16 protein-coding genes and 2 rRNA genes are annotated in these 17,266 nt (G+C 63.3%); 15 read left to right on the top strand and 3 right to left on the bottom strand.

What is annotated here, in order from left to right:
* From ACNFCJ_RS12795 to ACNFCJ_RS12725, 15 genes are all read left to right on the top strand, one after another.
* Positions 1-208, top strand: a 23S ribosomal RNA gene (locus tag ACNFCJ_RS12795); the annotation flags it as partial.
* A 139-nt stretch (positions 209-347) separates the two neighbouring features.
* Positions 348-463, top strand: a 5S ribosomal RNA gene (rrf, locus tag ACNFCJ_RS12790).
* Between the two features lie 192 nt (positions 464-655).
* The gene (gene tnpA, locus ACNFCJ_RS12785) at positions 656-991 is read left to right on the top strand and encodes an IS66-like element accessory protein TnpA (protein ID WP_416771699.1); all 336 of its coding nucleotides are present in this window, start codon (positions 656-658) and stop codon (positions 989-991) included.
* On the top strand, positions 988-1,323 hold the full coding sequence (gene tnpB / locus ACNFCJ_RS12780) for an IS66 family insertion sequence element accessory protein TnpB (protein WP_003241496.1): 336 nt from the start codon (positions 988-990) through the stop codon (positions 1,321-1,323). The genes tnpA and tnpB overlap by 4 nt, the downstream gene beginning before the upstream one ends.
* A 63-nt stretch (positions 1,324-1,386) precedes the next feature.
* On the top strand, positions 1,387-2,898 hold the full coding sequence (tnpC, locus tag ACNFCJ_RS12775) for an IS66 family transposase (RefSeq protein WP_343350771.1): 1,512 nt from the start codon (positions 1,387-1,389) through the stop codon (positions 2,896-2,898).
* Positions 2,899-3,115: 217 nt separating this feature from the next.
* Positions 3,116-3,667 carry a chorismate--pyruvate lyase family protein gene (locus ACNFCJ_RS12770; protein WP_343351434.1) on the top strand — a complete coding sequence of 184 codons (552 nt, stop codon included), beginning with the start codon at positions 3,116-3,118 and terminating at the stop codon, positions 3,665-3,667.
* Between the two features lie 236 nt (positions 3,668-3,903).
* Positions 3,904-4,794 carry a 4-hydroxybenzoate octaprenyltransferase gene (gene ubiA / locus ACNFCJ_RS12765; RefSeq protein ID WP_343351432.1) on the top strand — a complete coding sequence of 297 codons (891 nt, stop codon included), beginning with the start codon at positions 3,904-3,906 and terminating at the stop codon, positions 4,792-4,794.
* Between the two features lie 85 nt (positions 4,795-4,879).
* Positions 4,880-5,569 carry a phosphate regulon transcriptional regulator PhoB gene (phoB, locus tag ACNFCJ_RS12760; protein ID WP_079785221.1) on the top strand — a complete coding sequence of 230 codons (690 nt, stop codon included), beginning with the start codon at positions 4,880-4,882 and terminating at the stop codon, positions 5,567-5,569.
* 42 nt (positions 5,570-5,611) lie between these two features.
* Positions 5,612-6,931 (top strand): phosphate regulon sensor histidine kinase PhoR, encoded by a 1,320-nt coding sequence (gene phoR / locus ACNFCJ_RS12755; RefSeq protein WP_416771697.1) that lies wholly within the window; start codon positions 5,612-5,614, stop codon positions 6,929-6,931.
* Positions 6,932-6,993: 62 nt separating this feature from the next.
* Complete coding sequence (locus ACNFCJ_RS12750) at positions 6,994-8,334, top strand: hemolysin family protein (RefSeq protein WP_416771696.1); 1,341 nt, start codon at positions 6,994-6,996, stop codon at positions 8,332-8,334.
* A gap of 210 nt (positions 8,335-8,544) precedes the next feature.
* Positions 8,545-9,300 carry an outer membrane beta-barrel protein gene (locus ACNFCJ_RS12745; protein ID WP_074682260.1) on the top strand — a complete coding sequence of 252 codons (756 nt, stop codon included), beginning with the start codon at positions 8,545-8,547 and terminating at the stop codon, positions 9,298-9,300.
* A 322-nt stretch (positions 9,301-9,622) separates the two neighbouring features.
* Positions 9,623-10,771: an NAD(P)/FAD-dependent oxidoreductase gene (locus ACNFCJ_RS12740; RefSeq protein ID WP_416771694.1), complete on the top strand. Its 1,149-nt coding sequence runs from the start codon at positions 9,623-9,625 to the stop codon at positions 10,769-10,771.
* Between the two features lie 188 nt (positions 10,772-10,959).
* On the top strand, positions 10,960-11,232 hold the full coding sequence (locus ACNFCJ_RS12735; protein WP_003242571.1) for an HU family DNA-binding protein: 273 nt from the start codon (positions 10,960-10,962) through the stop codon (positions 11,230-11,232).
* A gap of 150 nt (positions 11,233-11,382) precedes the next feature.
* Positions 11,383-11,778 (top strand): helicase, encoded by a 396-nt coding sequence (locus ACNFCJ_RS12730; RefSeq protein WP_099526727.1) that lies wholly within the window; start codon positions 11,383-11,385, stop codon positions 11,776-11,778.
* Positions 11,779-11,860: 82 nt separating this feature from the next.
* On the top strand, positions 11,861-12,613 hold the full coding sequence (locus ACNFCJ_RS12725) for a hypothetical protein (protein ID WP_416771692.1): 753 nt from the start codon (positions 11,861-11,863) through the stop codon (positions 12,611-12,613).
* A 65-nt stretch (positions 12,614-12,678) separates the two neighbouring features.
* Here the strand turns inward: ACNFCJ_RS12725 and ACNFCJ_RS12720 are convergent, their stop codons facing one another.
* From ACNFCJ_RS12720 to ACNFCJ_RS12710, 3 genes are all read right to left on the bottom strand, one after another.
* The gene (locus ACNFCJ_RS12720) at positions 12,679-14,085 is read right to left on the bottom strand and encodes an aminoacyl-tRNA deacylase and HDOD domain-containing protein (protein ID WP_074860501.1); all 1,407 of its coding nucleotides are present in this window, start codon (positions 14,083-14,085) and stop codon (positions 12,679-12,681) included.
* Between the two features lie 91 nt (positions 14,086-14,176).
* Positions 14,177-16,252 carry an ATP-dependent DNA helicase RecG gene (recG, locus tag ACNFCJ_RS12715; RefSeq protein ID WP_416771690.1) on the bottom strand — a complete coding sequence of 692 codons (2,076 nt, stop codon included), beginning with the start codon at positions 16,250-16,252 and terminating at the stop codon, positions 14,177-14,179.
* An 8-nt stretch (positions 16,253-16,260) separates the two neighbouring features.
* Entirely contained in the window at positions 16,261-17,190 is a 930-nt protein-coding gene (locus ACNFCJ_RS12710) for a hydrogen peroxide-inducible genes activator (RefSeq protein WP_343351422.1), read from the bottom strand.
* Positions 17,191-17,266: the final 76 nt, after the last annotated feature.

The raw sequence follows: 17,266 nt of genomic DNA, 5'->3' as shown, positions 1-17,266 counted from the left end.
GTCACGCCAGTGGCATTGCCGGGTAGCTATGTTCGGAAAAGATAACCGCTGAAAGCATCTAAGCGGGAAACTTGCCTCAAGATGAGATCTCACTGGAGCCTTGAGCTCCCTAAAGGGCCGTCGAAGACTACGACGTTGATAGGTTGGGTGTGTAAGCGCTGTGAGGCGTTGAGCTAACCAATACTAATTGCCCGTGAGGCTTGACCATATAACACCCAAACAATCTGCCCTCAAAGCAGAGGGTGTCGATGGTGAAGTCGACAGAAAGCCGAAAATTTGCAAGAACTACAAATCATCTATCACGTATCCAAGGGATAGCGCCTAACAGCGACATCCCAACCGAATTGCTTGACGACCATAGAGCGTTGGAACCACCTGATCCCATCCCGAACTCAGTAGTGAAACGACGCATCGCCGATGGTAGTGTGGTGCTTCACCATGTGAGAGTAGGTCATCGTCAAGCTCCTATACGAAACCCCAGATCGCACTCGCGGTCTGGGGTTTCTTCTTTGCGGCGCGGAAAATACGCTCAGGCCATCGCGTAGGGGTACCGTAAGCGTCTGGCCAACACACCTCCCCGGTTCTTCCAGCTAGCGGCATGGTGTCCACCTGTTTTTGGTGGACACCATTTCAAGCCCCTTGCGGAGGATCTCCCGTGCCAGGCCAACGCCGCTCCTATCCCAAATCCTTCAAGGCTCAGGTCGTCGATGAGTGTACCCAGCCCGGCGCCTCGGGTGCCGGCGTGGCCTTGAGCCCCGGCCTCAACGCCAATCTCGTGCACAAGTGGATTCGCCGCCAGCAGGCACAGCTGCCCGCTGCGCCTTCAGGTTTTATTCCGATTCCTCTCGTCCCGAGCGGGCCGGCTACCCCGAGTGCGGCCGACAGGGCCATCCAGATCGCCATTCCCCATTGGGCCGGCAAGCTGTCGGTGCAGTGGCCGGGCAACGATCCTGAAGGCTGCGCCCGCTTCCTGCGCGAGCTGCTGAAGTGATCCGTATCGAGCGCATCTGGCTCGCCACCGAGCCGCTGGACATGCGCGCCGGCACCGAAACCGCGTTGGCCCGGGTGGTTCAAGTGTTCGGTGCGGCACAGCCGCACTGCGCCTACCTGTTCACCAACAAGCGCGCCAACCGGATGAAGGTGCTGGTGCACGATGGCTTCGGCATCTGGCTGGCTGCTCGCAGGCTCAATCGAGGGCGCTTCGTCTGGTCGGGTAATTGGCAGGGACAGCAGTTGGAACTCAGCCCCGAGCAGTTGCAGGCCCTGGTGGTCGGCCTGCCTTGGCAGCGTCTTGGGCCGGATGCCGAGATCAGACTCCTGTAGCCGGGGTGCAATTAGGCCAATGGCCTATCGCCGAGGGGGCCGACAATCAGCACACTCGGCGCCATGAGTCCTGCCGCTTTCGATCACCTGACACCCGAGCAACTGCGCCAACTGGCCGCGCAGTTGAGTCAGCGCGTCGATCACCTGGAAACGCTCAACCAGCGGTTGAACCACGAACTCGCCGTGCTGCGGCGCCACCGCTTCGCCCGCCGCAGCGAGCAGCTCAATGCCGACCAGCTCAATCTGCTGGACGAGATGATCGAGGCCGACATCGCCGCCATCGAGGCAGAGCTTGAAACGGCCCGACCAGAGCCCGCCAAGCGCGAGCCACGGCAGCAGCCCAAGCGAGCGCCGCTGCCGGCCGAACTGCCGCGCACGCTGATACTTCACGAGCCGGACAGCACCCAGTGTGCCTGCGGCTGCCAGCTCAAGCGCATCGGTGAAGACGTCAGCGAGAAGCTCGACTACACCCCGGGCACCTTCACCGTCGAGCGGCATATCCGTGGCAAGTGGGTCTGCGCCCAGTGTGAAACGCTGATCCAGGCCCCAGTGCCGGCGCAGGTGATCGACAAGGGCATCCCGACTGCCGGGCTACTGGCTCAGGTCATGGTGGCCAAGTTCGCCGATCACCTGCCGCTGTACCGCCAGGAAAAGATCTTCGCCCGCGCCGGGCTGGCCATCGCGCGCTCCACACTGGCGCAATGGGTCGGCGCATGCGGCGTCCAACTGCAACCCCTGGTCGATGCCCTGCGCGACTGCCTGCTTCAGCAGGACGTCATCCTCGCCGACGAAACCCCAGTGCAGATGCTTGCTCCGGGCACAAAGAAGACCCAGCGGGCTTACGTCTGGGCTTATGCCCCCAGCCCCTTCGCCGACCTCAAGGCCGTGGTCTACGACTTCAGGCCGAGCCGGGCCGGCGAGCACGCGCGCAGCTTCCTGGGTGACTGGCAAGGCAAACTGGTCTGCGACGACTTCGCCGGCTACAAGGCCAGCTTCGAGCAAGGCGTGACCGAGATCGGCTGCATGGCCCATGCACGGCGCAAGTTCTTCGACCTGCATGCCGCCAACCAGAGTCAACTGGCCGAGCAGGCCCTCCAGTACATCGGTCAGCTGTACGAGGTGGAGCGCGAAGGGCGAGAGTTGCTCGCCGCACAGCGACGGCAACTGCGCCAGGACAAAGCCAGGCCGATCATCGATGGCCTGCATAGCTGGATGCTTGGGCAGCGGCAGAAGGTGCCGGAAGGCAGCGCGATCGCCAAGGCACTCGACTACAGCCTCAAGCGCTGGGCAGCGTTGGTGCGCTACCTGGATGACGGCAACCTACCCATCGACAACAACTGGATCGAGAATCAGATCCGTCCCTGGGCCCTGGGGCGCGCCAACTGGCTGTTTGCCGGCTCGCTACGCAGTGGCCAGCGTGGCGCAGCCTTGATGACGCTGATCCAGTCAGCCCGCCTGAACGGACACGATCCGTACGCCTACCTGAAGGATGTGCTCATGCGCCTGCCGACGCAGAAGGCCAGCGCCCTGGCCGAGCTGCTGCCGCACAACTGGGTATCCGCCGGCAAGGTGTGATGCCCGTTCGCTTACGGGGTACCGGCCAAAGCGCGGTTATCGCGGGGCGCATGGCCCGCATCTAAGGGATGCCGGCGTTTGATTCCTCTTGAACAGCTTGCCCTGCAGGTTAGTTGATATCTTTTTACGTCGTTCTTCTTACTTCAAGCCAGATAGGCGGCCAGTGCGGCGTGTCGTGCTAGACTCGCGCGCTTTCGATCTGTAGTGACTTCTTGCCGTGCCTCACGCCGCTCTCGCCCATCCGCCGCGCTGGCTCACCAATGCCCAGTTGCATCCGCAGCCTTGTGCCGGTGTGCGCGACTGGCTGTTCAACGAGGATTCGCTGACCCGGCGCCTGACCGCGCTATCCGACGACGGCTTCTCGGTGACGCCGCTGCAGGAAGGCTGGCAGTGCCTGCGCAGTGACGAGTGCGCACTGCTCGGCGTGGCCGATGGCAGCCAGGGTTGGGTGCGCGAGGTGTATCTGCGTGGCCATGGGCAAGCCTGGGTATTCGCCCGTAGCGTTGCCGCACGCAGTGCGCTGGAAGGTTCCGGCTTGAATCTGGCCGAGCTGGGCAGTCGCTCGCTGGGCGAGCTGCTGTTCAGTGACCGGGCCTTTGATCGGGGCGAGTTGCAAGCCTGCCGTTATCCAGCGGCCTGGCTGCCGCAGGAGGTGCGCGAAGAGCGCCTGTGGGCGCGGCGTTCGTGCTTCAGCCGGGGGCCGTTGGGGGTGCTGGTAGCAGAGGTATTCCTGCCAGACTTCTGGCGAGCGGCGGGCATCGAGGCCTAGCGTTCGCATTACCATTGTCTACTCAGGCTAATGCCTGTTGTTTGTCAGGCACATGGCGTACTGCTTCGCGAGTACGCCCTACACGCTGCATGGATGCGGGAGGTAAAGCGACGCAGGAAGCCAAAGCCGAGTATGCTCTACGCGTTGAACCGCTTGTGGCGGTGAGCATCGCCGCTAAAGCGCCTCCCGCACACGCTTCCTCGTATAATCCGCGCTACCTGCACGGAGACGCCTCGATGTACACCCGCCTGCTGCAATCGACCACCCGCCTGCACCCGCGCGCCTGGGATTTCATTCAGTTGATGCGCCTGGACAAGCCCATCGGCATTTATCTGCTGCTGTGGCCGACCTTGTGGGCGCTGTGGGTGGCGGCCGAAGGCGTGCCGAGCGCGAAGAACCTGTTCATTTTCGTCGTCGGCGTGATCCTCATGCGGGCCGCCGGTTGCGTGATCAACGACTACGCCGACCGCAACTTCGACGGCCACGTCAGCCGTACCAAGGCGCGCCCTCTGGCCAGCGGCAAGGTCAAGCCGCGCGAGGCGCTGGCGCTGTTCGCCGTGCTGGTGGCGCTGAGTTTCGTGCTGGTGTTGTTCACCAATGCCACTACCATCTGGCTGTCTTTCGGCGGCTTGGCCCTGGCTGCCTGCTACCCCTTCATGAAGCGCTACACCTTCTACCCGCAGGTGATGCTCGGCGCGGCCTTCTCCTGGGGCATGCCGATGGCCTTCACCGCCGAAACCGGCAGCCTGCCGCCGGAGGCCTGGCTGCTGTACATCGCCAACCTGCTGTGGACCGTGGCCTACGATACCTACTACGCCATGGCCGACCGTGAGGACGACCTGAAGATTGGGGTGAAATCCACGGCCATTCTGTTCGGTGACGCCGACCGGCTGATCATCGCCATCCTGCAGGGGCTCACACTGCTCTGCCTGCTGCTGGCTGGCGCGCGCTTCGAGCTGGGCCTGTACTTCCACCTCGGTCTGCTGGTGGCCGCCGCCTGCTTCGCATGGGAGTTCCACGTGACCCGCCGTCGCGAGCCGTTGGTGTGCTTCAACGCCTTCCTGCACAACCACTGGGCAGGGCTGGCGATCTTCATCGGGATCGTGCTGGATTACGCGTTGCGTTAAGTGCTGCCGCGCATCTGTCATATCGTTGCAATAATTTCGTTATCTAATGCGGCGCAGACAGAGAACGAATAGAGGCTAAGGCCCCATGGTTGGCAAGAATATCCTGATCGTCGATGACGAAGCACCGATCCGCGAAATGATTGCGGTGGCCTTGGAGATGGCCGGTTACGAGTGCCTGGAGGCGGAAAATACCCAGCAGGCCCACGCCGTGATCGTCGACCGCAAACCCGATCTGATCCTGCTCGACTGGATGCTACCCGGCACCAGCGGCATCGAGTTGGCGCGCCGGCTCAAGCGTGACGAGCTGACCAGTGATATCCCGATCATCATGCTCACCGCCAAGGGCGAAGAGGACAACAAGATCCAGGGGCTGGAAGTCGGTGCCGACGACTACATCACCAAGCCGTTCTCGCCGCGTGAACTGGTGGCCCGCCTCAAGGCCGTGCTGCGCCGTGCCGGTCCCAGTGATGGCGAGGCGCCGATCGAAGTTGGCGGCCTGTTGCTCGACCCTATCAGTCATCGTGTAACCATCGACGGTAAACCGGCCGAGATGGGCCCGACCGAATATCGTCTGCTGCAGTTCTTCATGACCCATCAGGAGCGCGCCTACACCCGTGGTCAACTGCTCGATCAGGTCTGGGGCGGCAACGTCTACGTCGAGGAACGTACCGTCGACGTGCATATCCGCCGTCTGCGCAAGGCGCTCGGTGATGTTTACGAAAACCTGGTACAAACCGTGCGCGGGACTGGGTATCGTTTCTCCACCAAGGGTTGATTGCTAGCGCGGTGCTTCTGCGCACTCGCTCTTCTGACAAGGATGCGCTCCATCGTGAATCAAAACTGGCGTGGCGCCGTGGTGCGCCGGCTGTTGCTGTTGATCGGTGCCTGCCTGCTGCTGGGCTTCATCACCGGGCAGTACGCCTGGGTGTTGGCTGGCGGCCTGGCCATTCATCTGGGCTGGACCCTCAGCCAGTTGCTGCGCCTGCACAAATGGCTGCGCGAGCACAAACCCGACGAACCGCCGCCGGATGGCTACGGCCTGTGGGGCGAGGTGTTCGACAGCATCTACCACCTGCAACGGCGTAACCAGAAGGCGCGTGGCCGCCTGCAGGCGGTGATCGACCGGGTGCAGGAGTCCACTGCTGCCCTCAAGGACGCTGTGCTGATGCTCGATAGCCATGGCAACCTGGAATGGTGGAACCGTGCAGCGGAAACGCTGCTGGGGCTGAAAACCCCGCAGGACAGTGGCCAGCAATTGGCCAACCTGGTGCGCGACCCGCGTTTCAAGGAGTACTTCGAGCGTGGCAATTATGCCGATGCGTTGGAGATTCCTTCTCCGATCAACGATCACCGCCGCTTGCAGTTCCATATCACCCGCTACGGTAATCGCGAGCACCTGCTGCTGGTGCGTGATGTCACCCGCCTGTATCAGCTGGAACAGATGCGCAAGGACTTCGTCGCCAACGTCTCCCACGAGCTGCGCACGCCGCTGACGGTGATCGCCGGTTATCTGGAGACGCTTCTGGACAACGTCGAAGCGATCAATCCGCGCTGGTTACGCGCATTGCAGCAGATGCAGCAACAGGGCGCGCGCATGCAGACCCTGCTCAACGATCTGCTCCTGCTCGCCAAGCTGGAAGCCACCGACTACCCGTCGGACAATCAGCCCGTGGCGGCCGACCTGATGCTGCTGTCGATCAAGAACGATGCCCAGGCATTGTCTGGTGAGCACCTGCATCGCATCACCCTGGAGGCCGATCCGCATCTGAAGCTCAAAGGTAGTGAGGCAGAGCTGCGTAGCGCCTTCTCCAATCTGGTGTTCAATGCGGTGAAGTACACCCCGGCCGGTGGCGATATCCGCATTCGCTGGTGGGGTGACGAGCAGGGTGCACACCTGTCGGTCAGTGATTCCGGTATGGGCATCGAGGCCAAGCACGTGCCGCGGTTGACCGAGCGCTTCTATCGCGTCGATTCGAGCCGCGCCAGCAACACGGGGGGCACTGGTCTCGGCCTGGCCATCGTCAAGCATGTGCTGCTGCGTCACCGTGGCAACCTGGAGATCAGCAGTGTTCCTGGCAAGGGCAGCACCTTCACCTGCCATTTCGCCCCGGCGCAGGTGGTGCAGCGCACGCGCTGAGTGCTTGCATTCGACGCGGCGAAGCTCCAACCTCTAGCGATCTTTGGCTAATCCGAACCTTCATGGACCCCTCCACGAGTCTCCCCGTTTCTGCCTACTTCGCCGACTTCGGCCTCATGCTGTTCGCCCTGTTCCTGGTTTTGCTCAATGGCTTCTTCGTCGCCGCGGAGTTCGCCATCGTGCGTCTGCGCGCGACTAAGGTCGATGCCCTGGCCGAGGCCCATGGCTGGCGCGGACATATCCTGCGCACCGTGCACAACCAGATGGACGCCTATCTGTCAGCCTGTCAGCTGGGTATCACCCTGGCGTCGCTGGGGCTTGGCTGGGTCGGTGAGCCGGCCTTCGCCGAGCTGCTTACGCCGCTGCTGGTAGCGATTGGCGTGGAGTCGCCCAAGCTGATTCACGGCATCGCCTTCTTCACTGCGTTCTCGATCATTTCCTACCTGCACATCGTCATCGGCGAGCTGGCGCCCAAGTCCTGGGCGATTCGTAAACCGGAGCTGCTGTCGTTGTGGACGGCCGCGCCGCTGTACGCCTTCTATTGGCTGATGTACCCGGCGATCTTCGTGCTCAACGCCAGCGCCAACGCCATTCTGCGTATCGCCGGGCAGGGCGAGCCGGGGCCGCACCACGAGCATCATTACAGCCGCGACGAGCTCAAGCTGATCCTGCACTCCAGCCGTGCCACCAGCGACAACGACCAGGATTTGCGCGTGCTGGCTTCGGCGGTCGAGCTGGGCGAGCTGGAGGTGGTGGACTGGGCCAACTCGCGCGAAGACCTGATCTTTCTCGAGCTCAACGCCAGTCTGGATCAGGTGTTCACCACCTTCCGCCGCCACAAGTACAGCCGCTACCCGATCTTCGACGAGAGCAAGGGCGAGTTCGTCGGCGTGCTGCACATCAAGGATCTGCTGCTGCACCTGTCGCTGCTGGAGATGTTGCCATCGGCGCTGAAACTGGCGGATCTGATGCACCCGCTCGAGCGCGTCAGCCGGCATATGCCGCTGTCGCAGCTGCTGGAGCAGTTCCGCCAGGGCGGCGCGCATTTCGCCCTGGTCGAGGAGGCCGACGGCAAGGTGATCGGCTACCTGACCATGGAAGACGTGCTCGAAGCCCTGGTGGGCGATATTCAGGACGAACACCGCAAGGCCGAGCGCGGCATCCTCGCCTACCAGCCGGGCAAGTTGCTGGTGCGTGGCGACACGCCGCTGGCCAAGGTCGAGCGACTGCTGGGCGTCGACCTCGACCATATCGAGGCCGAGACCCTCGCCGGGCTGATCTACGAGACCCTCAAGCGCATGCCTGACGAAGAGGAAGTGCTGGAAACCGATGGCCTGCGCATCATCGTCAAGAAGATGAAGGGGCCCAAGGTGGTCATGGCCAAGGTGGTCAAGCTGGATTGAATGCGCAAGGCGCCACCTTCGGCGAAAACGGACAATAAGGCCTGATCATAAGGTCAGGATTTCCTCGCCAAATCCAGGCCCGTTCAGGGCCCGTTCAGTTTCGCGACCGCTCATCAGATTTGGCGAATCACTCGCTGCATCGAAAGTCTAGGTACTTGCGTCCCACCTCCCGGTGAGCGGCGTTATCCACTCATTGCCAAGGAAATCGTCATGCAGCTGTCCAGCATAACCCCCAAAGCAACACTCGCCCTGTGCCTGGCGGGCGCCTCGCAGGCCTATGCAGACTCGGTCACCGACCCCATCTCGACCTTCGGTGTCATCGCTTCGCACAACCAGTACAAGCTCACCGTGGACGATGAAAGCGACAAGGAGCGCCTCAATCAGGGCGGTCTGTTCTACCACTTCGGTAACAAGCTGACCGGGCAGGAAGGCTTCATCTACCAGGCGGGCATCGAAGGCCAATACCGTGACAAGGACGATGTGGAATACAAGTCCGCACGTGCCGATATCGACCTCGGCCTGCGCGCCGCATTGAGCACCAACAACTACGTCGACGTGATCGTCGGTGGTGGTTACGACTGGGGCCGTATTGAGCAGGACGACGTCGGTCCGTTCGACAGCAACGTCAAGCTGACCAGCAAATCGCCCTTCGCCAAGGCCGGCCTCGGCTACAACTACCTGACCCCGGACTACACCCTGCGCCTGGAAGTGGGGGCACGCTACTCCATCAATTCCGAAGCGCGCCTGAAGGTCGATGGCGACAGCGACTCCGTGGACCTCAAGGACAAGGTCAATCCCTACGGTGAGCTGACCATGCTGTGGAACAAGGGCATCAACAACCTGCCGATCAGCACCAGCCTGTACTACACCCAGACCCGCTATGAGCTCGACAGCAACAGTGCCGTCGCCGAGCGCAGCAAGCTCAAGCAGGAGCAGGTAGGCCTGCGCGTTGGCCTGGCGTTCTAAGACCGCCCAACGAACCGCCCGCGCTGTCGGGCGGTTTTTTCTCGATACAGATCCCCGCTGCGCTGCAAAGGCGTAAGCACGAGCGAGTTTCTTCCCGCTGCGTCGCGACACCCAACCTCTGGTTGGCCTGCCGAGTCGCTTCTGGCCAGCTGTCGCCCGATCCAGTAGGGTGTGATCCCGCCCCTTTCCCCAGAAGACGTGTCAGCCTTGGGGCAGGTGCGGAGAAGGGCGCCTCGATGTAATCGGGCGCACCTGAACCCTTCTGGATCAATGGTGACGGTCAGCGGGCCGTCGCGTCGTTTGTGTAGCGAGGAATCACAGCATGAGTGCACCTGTCGTCATTGTCGGTACCGGCCTGGCCGGCTACAACCTGGCCAAGGAGTGGCGCAAGCTCGACACGCAGACGCCCTTGCTGCTGATCACCGCTGACGACGGCCGCTCCTACTCCAAGCCGATGCTGTCCACCGGTTTCGGCAAGAACAAGGATGCCGACGGACTGGCCATGGCCGAAGCCGGCGCCATGGCTGAGCAGCTCAACGCGGAAATTCGCACCCATACCCGTATCACCGGAATCGACCCCGGCCACAAACGCTTGTGGATCGGTGAGGAAGCCGTGCCATATCGCGACCTGGTACTGGCCTGGGGCGCCGAGCCTATTCGCGTCCCGGTAGAGGGTGATGCCCAGGATGCACTGTTCCCGATCAATGACCTGGAAGACTACGCGCGCTTTCGCAGCGCCGTGGCCGGCAAGCGCCGCGTCCTGATTCTCGGCGCCGGTCTGATTGGCTGCGAGTTTGCCAACGACCTCAGTGCCGGCGGCTATGAAGTAGAGCTGCTGGCACCCTGCGAGCAGGTGATGCCCGGTCTGCTGCATTCGGCAGCGGCCTCTGCCGTACAAGCCGGTCTGGAGGGGCTGGGCGTACGTTTCCATCTCGGCCCGGTGCTGGCGAGTCTCGACCGCCAGGGGGATGCGCTGCAGGCCTCGCTGTCCGACGGCAGCCTGATCCAGTGCGACGCGGTGGTCTCGGCTGTGGGTCTGCGTCCGCGCACCGCGCTCGCTGCGGCAGCCGGTCTCGACATCAATCGTGGGGTGATGGTTGACCGCCAGCTGCGCACCTCGCACGCCAACATCTATGCCCTGGGTGACTGCGCCGAGGTCGATGGTCTCAACCTGCTCTACGTCATGCCGCTGATGGCCTGCGCCCGGGCCCTGGCCAAGACCCTGGCAGGTGAGCCCACGGCGGTCAGCTACGGACCGATGCCGGTGACGGTAAAGACCCCGGCATGCCCGTTGGTGGTCTCGCCACCGCCGCGTGGCAGTCAGGGTGAATGGACGGTTGAAGGCACTGGCAGCGACATCAAGGCGCTCTGCCGCGAGGCCTCTGGGGCGCTGCTCGGCTATGCGCTGACCGGCGCCGCGGTGCAGGAGAAACTGGCTCTGAACAAGGAATTACCAGCGCTACTGGCATGATTGCCTGTCGTTCTGTCGGATACGCCACGAAATTGCCTGGTTAAAGTGGCGGGCGACACTGGCGCAGTGCGATGCGGCATGCCATTCTCCCAAGGGTCTGCCGCAGCGCAGAGCTGTTGCGGCGCCTTGGGCGCTGTTCTGGAAGGACAGCACGGACACAACAACAAAAAACCGTCAAAGAGGCAATTATGCGTAAACCGGAACTCGCCGCCGCCATCGCCGAAAAGGCTGATCTGACCAAGGATCAGGCCAATCGTGTACTCAACGCCGTACTGGAAGAAATCACCGGCGCACTGAACCGCAAGGACAGTGTGACCCTGGTTGGCTTCGGTACTTTCGTCCAACGCCACCGTGGCGCCCGTACTGGTAAGAACCCGCAGACCGGTCAGCCGGTGAAGATAAAGGCCAGCAACACCGTCGCCTTCAAGCCGGGTAAGTCCCTGAAAGACGCGGTCAACTGAGCCCGTTACCCGGAGCCGCTCGGCTCCGGGTTCCCCTTGCGCAGCCACGCTGCGAAATTGGCAGATACAGCCATGCTTTAGATGGGCTGTAGTCCTGCAAGAAAACCACTACAATGCGCGGCCATCATCTTCGATCACGAGAGCCTGTGCATGAAATTCCGTTTTCTTCTGTGGATGCTGGGCCGCCTGATGGCCAAGGCCAGTCGTGAAAATCCGGCGTTCCGCCAGCAGCTCGAAGGTCGCGATATGGTCTTCCAGCTGCACACCCTGGATGGCAAGGTCGCACGCCACTTCATCGTGGCTGGGCAACGCGTCACCAGCAAGCGCGGTACCGCCAAGGACCCCGCGTTCGCCATCGGTTTCAAGGATGGCGCCTACGGCTTCGCAACCATGACCGCGAAGAACAAGCAGCTGGCCTTCATGCAGGGCATCCAGAACAAGGACATCCAGATCCAGGGCAACCCGGCGCTGGTCATGTGGTTCCAGGGCCTGACCAAGTACTTGGTGCCGAAGAAGAAGACCGAGGCGCCGAAAAAGGCCGCCTGATCAGCACTGATGCGCGTCGCGGCTGGCCGCGACGCCACGCTTTGGTTAGGCTTCCAGGCACGTTCCTGCGGAAAGCCTGACCATGCGTCTTTTCCTGTTACCTCTGCTGTTGCTGGCCGCCACCACTACGCGGGCCGAGTCGGCGTCTGCCAAAACCCTGTTACCACTGTTCGAACTTGCCGGTATCCATCTGCTCTGCGAGCAGAGCGCGCCGTTGGTGCAGCGCGGCCAGGATGAAGCCGAACAGAAGCGCATCGCTCAGTTGTTCGCTGGTGAGGTTTTTTGTCTGGACCTGGCCAAGCGCGTCGGGGCCCGCTTCGATGCTGTGCAGGGTGAGCAGGCTCGCGAGCGCCTCGATAGCCCGCTGGCGCAGCGCTTCACCGCTGCCGAGCGTACCGTCGGTGAGCAGCCCGAAGGCCTGGCTGAATACCGTCAGCGCCTGCAGGAACAGCCGCCACGAGGTGCGCGTCTTGACCTGGTCAAGCGTCTCGATGCGGCCGCGCGTACAACCGAACTGGCCAGCCTGCTGCGTTATGAAGTCGGCAAGACCCAGGCATTGTTGGCACTAAAAGCGCGGGGCGAGAATCTCAGCGAGGCCGAACTGCAGGCGCAGACGCAAAAGCAGGCGGATGCCATCCGCCAGTCCAGCGAGCAGGCGGTGGAAACCTTCATGTTCTATGCCTACCGGCAGATGCCCAGCGATCAACTCGCCGAGTATGCGGCGCTCTACGAGCATTCCAGTGTCAGCCAACTGCTCGCCATCAGCCTGGAAGTGGTGCCGCAACTGTTCGCCGAGCGTCGGGAGAAGCTGCGCAAGACGGCGGGCAAGTTGTAAGGGGCGTCGGCCGCTCGGTGCGAGGCGAGCAGCCCATCCTTGAGGGTTAGGGAGCTAGCAGCCGCTCATTGCGGCTGCTGATACTGCGCTGCCAGTTCACGCAAGGCGACCTCGGCACTGAGTACCTTGCTCACTGCGTCCTCGGCTTTTTCCCGGCTCAGCCCCAGGGCCTCGAACAGCTCATCAGGAATCTCGCTCTGCGGCCCGGCACCGATACCCCGGTTGCGCAGCAGGCTGACGGCCAGGCACACCAGATTGGGGAAGGCCGCGCTGTCGCCGGCATAAGATGGGTCGTGCTGAAAGCGCAGGGCGCTGGACAGCTCTTCCGGCATATCCCAGTGGCGCATCAGCCAGGCACCGATCTGCTCGCGAGTGATGCCCAGCAGATGCTGCTCGATGTACCCGGCAGACAAGTGCGGGTTGACCTCCAGGTGGCGGCAGATCAGCGAGAAGTGCGGCGGAAACACGTGCGCGAGCACCAGGTAACCGAAGTTGTGCAGCAAGCCGGCCAGGTAGGTCAGGCCGGCTTCAGGGCGCTGCGCGCGCGGCATGGCGCGGGTCAGGCCTTCGATCACTGCGGCGGTATAGATCGCTTGCTGCCAGTAGGGCGTGGCGTGCTGCGGCTGATCCTTGGGCAGGCTCAGGGTCTTGCCCAATGCCAGGCCGAGAGCCAGGTTGATCACCAGGTCGAAGCCCAGCACGCGGACGATGGCGTCTTCCACCGAGCGAATCTTGCCGGGCGCGGCGTAGTAGGGCGAGGCCGCCCAGCTGACTACCTGGGCGGCCAGTGCTGGATCGGTCTCGACCACGCCGGTGATGTCATCCACTGTGGCGTTGGGGTCGACGCGCAGCTTGATGATCTTCTGTGCGGTTTCCGGCAGCGGCGGAATCTCGATGGTTTCTTCCAGGCGCTGTTGGATGCGGCGTGCGGTAAAGGCCTGCACGGCCTGGGTGATTTCCGCGCGGTCATCATGCGGGCGATCGAGGTTCGGTCTGATCGCACTGACCGGCTCACCGAAGCGCGCGGCGCTGGCCTTGCTCAGCAGCGCCTTGAAGGCTTCGGTGGGGATTTCAAGCAATACGCCAGGCTGGCCGGACTCGATCAGCAGGCTGGGCACCTGCAGCAGGCGTTCTTCGTACAGGCAGGGCGAACTGGTCAGGGGCGGCAAGCCGGGCAGGGCGGCCAGATTGTGCTTGCCGAGCATGCGCTCCAGGCGCTCCGGTTTGACCGCGGTGAGCTGGCGCCCAGTCAGTTCGGCCAGGCGCGACAGATCGAGCATGTGGCTACGCGGGTAGAGCACCAGCAGGGCGCCGATGGCGTCGTCCACCAGCACGGCCTGCAGGCGTGCCTCGCTTGGCTGACCCGGTCGCTCCGCGCGTACCTGGTAGGGTACGGCGAGTTTCTCCAGCAGTTGCACAATCACGGCGGGTGCTTGTGCAGTGGCGTTGGCGGCGAGGGCGGCTTCAGTCATATCGATATCCAGCGTTGGCGCATGTGCCCCGGAGTATAACCAGCGAGGATTTGCGCAAAGGTTCGTGGCGACGGTTGTCCTGTGAACAGGTTCACACTTGACCGTATTGCTGGCCGTGACGCAACCAGCGTTCCAACAATGGAGCCACATGTTGTGGCCAATGTTGCAAAAGTGCCTGTGCGGCATCGCGTACGGCGGGCAGCAGGTCGGCATCGCGCATCAGGTCGGCGACCTTGAACTGCAGCAGACCGGTCTGCCGGGTGCCGAGCATTTCACCGGGGCCGCGTAGCTCGAGGTCCTTCTCGGCGATGATGAAACCGTCGGTGGTCTCGCGCATGATCGCCAGGCGTTCGCGGCCGAGCTGCGACAGCGGTGCGTGGTAGAGCAGCACGCAATGGCTGGCGGCGCTACCGCGACCGACTCGGCCGCGTAGCTGGTGCAGCTGGGCCAGGCCGAGGCGTTCGGGGTTCTCGATGATCATCAGGCTGGCGTTGGGCACATCGACGCCGACCTCGATCACTGTGGTGGCCACCAGCAACTGCAGCTTGCCCTGCTTGAACTCATCCATCACCGCGGCCTTCTCTGCCGGTTTCATGCGCCCGTGGATCAGCCCGACACGTAGCTCGCCCAGTGCTGCGGAAAGCTCCTCGAAGCTGGTTTCGGCGGCCTGGCAGGTAAGTTCTTCGGATTCTTCGATCAGGGTGCATACCCAGTACGCCTGGCGCCCCTGCTGGCAGGCATTGCGCACGCGCTCGACCACCTCGATGCGGCGGCTGTCGGCGATCACCAGGGTATTGACCGGTGTACGCCCTGGCGGCAGTTCGTCGAGGATCGAGGTGTCGAGGTCGGCGTAGGCGCTCATCGCCAGGGTGCGCGGGATGGGCGTGGCAGTCATGATCAACTGGTGCGGGCTGAGGCGTCCGTCGATGCCTTTCTGGCGCAGGGCCAGGCGTTGCTGCACACCGAAGCGGTGCTGCTCGTCGATGATCACCAAGGCCAGGCGCTTGAACTTCACTTCGTCCTGGAACAGGGCATGGGTGCCGACCACCATCGGGCAGCCGCCGGCAATCTGCTCCAGAGCGGCGGCGCGGGCTTTACCCTTGAGCTTGCCGGCTAGCCAGGCGACTTCCAGGCCAAGCGGTGCCAGCCATTTGCTGAAGTTGAGAAAGTGCTGCTCGGCGAGGATTTCGGTCGGCGCCATCAGAGCCACCTGATAGCCGGCCTCCAGTGCCTGCAGCGCAGCCAGTGCCGCGACCACCGTCTTGCCGGCGCCGACATCACCCTGCACCAGGCGCAGCATCGGTTCGCTCTGCGCCAGGTCGTAGGCGATCTCGGCGCCCACGCGCTGCTGCGCGCCGGTGGGGGCAAAGCCGAGGTTGGCGAGGTACTGTTGCGGCAGCTTCGTTGCCGGCGGCAACGCCGGTGCCTGTTGCGCGCGTACCTGTTCACGCAGGCGCTGCAGGGACAGCTGGTGAGTCAGCAGCTCTTCGAAGGCCAGGCGGTGTTGCGCCCAGTGACGGCCCTCGGCGAGCTCTTCGACATCGGCGTCTGGCGGCGGCCGGTGCAGGTAGCGGATGGCCTCGTCCAGCGGCGCCAGGCGATAGTCGCGGGCCAACTCCTCGGGCAGCCAGTCTGGCAGGCTGCGCGGGCCGAGACGCGCGAGTGCCTGCTGACTGAGCTGGCGCAGGCGCTGTTGGGTCAAGCCTTCGGTGGTTGGGTAGATGGGCGTCAGGCTCTGCTCCACCGGGGCCGGTTCGTCGCCGCTCTGTGCGCGGTACTCCGGGTGGTAGATTTCCAGGCCGGTGGCGCCGGGGCGCACTTCACCGTAGCAGCGCAGGGCGGTGCCGCGCTTGAGGCCGTCCTTCTGCGCCTGGCTGAAGTGAAAGAAGCGCAGGCTCAGCGTGCCGCTGCCGTCCTGCAGGCGTACCAGCAGGCTGCGCCGCCGGCCCATGACCACATCGGCGCCGGCAACGATGCCCTCGACCACCGCATCCTGCCCCGGGCGCAGCGCGCCGATGGGGGTGATGCGCGTGCGATCCTGGTAGCGTAGCGGCAGGTGGAACAGCACATCCTGCAGATTTTCCAGGCCGACCTTGGCCAGTTTCTCGGCCAGGGCGGCGCCTACGCCTTTGAGCGCGGTGACGGAAACCGCTGCCAGCTCGCCCACTTCTGGCCTCAGACTGCCTTGGTCTGCGGACTGCGGGCGACCGAGCAGAGGCGGATGGAATCGGCCAGCACTTCAATGGCGTTGGGTCGCGGGAAGCTGGCGCGCCAGGCGATGGCCACGGTACGGAACGGCACCGGTGCGCTGAGCGGACGCACTTCGATCACGCCCGGCGCGTAGTGATGGCTGTCGACTGCCGAGAACGGCAGGATCGATACGCCAAGGCCGGAGGCGACCATATGACGGATGGTTTCCAGCGAGCTGGATTCTACCGTGGTGTGCTTGCCGTGGTCGTCGCCACCCTTGCGCAGGGTCGGACAGGCTTCCAGCACCTGGTCGCGGAAGCAGTGGCCCTCGCCGAGCAGCAGCAGGCTCTTGTCGTTGAGCAGCTTGGTGTCGATGGTCTCCAGCTCCGCCCAGGGATGGCCGGCTGGCAGCAGGGCGTAGAAGGGCTCGTCGTACAGCGGCTTGGTCAGTACATCGGCCTCCTGGAACGGCAGGGCGATGATGATGGCGTCGAGTTCACCGGTGCGCAGTTTGTCGCGCAGGATATGGGTGAAGTTTTCCTCGATGTACAGCGGCATGTCCGGGGCGACCCGGTGCAACTGTGGAATCAGGTGCGGGAACAAGTAGGGGCCAACGGTGTAGATGGCGCCGATCTTCAGCGGCGCAGCCAACTGGTTCTTGCCGGCCTGGGCCAGCTCGCGAATACCCTGGGCCTGCTCCAGCACCTTCTGCGCCTGGGTGACAATGCCTTCACCGACCGGGGTCAGTCGCACGGCGCTCTTGCTGCGCTCGAAGATCAGCACGCCAAGCTCGTCCTCCAGCTTTTTCACGCCAACCGACAGGGTCGGTTGGCTGACGTGGCAGCGCTCGGCGGCGCGGCCGAAATGCTGTTCCTGGGCGAGGGTGACGATGTACCGCAGTTCGGTTAGGGTCATAGTGTTTATCCATTAAATTGCCGACAAGCATAGCCTTTGCAAACAGATGAACCAACCGGGCTAATAGACTGTTGCA

It is taken from the genome of Pseudomonas sp. NY15364 (assembly GCF_048068235.1).
GTDB classification, from domain to species: Bacteria; Pseudomonadota; Gammaproteobacteria; order Pseudomonadales; family Pseudomonadaceae; genus Aquipseudomonas; species Aquipseudomonas mendocina_D.
Note: the sequence above shows the minus strand (reverse complement) of the source record. Positions and strands in the feature narration are given on the sequence as shown.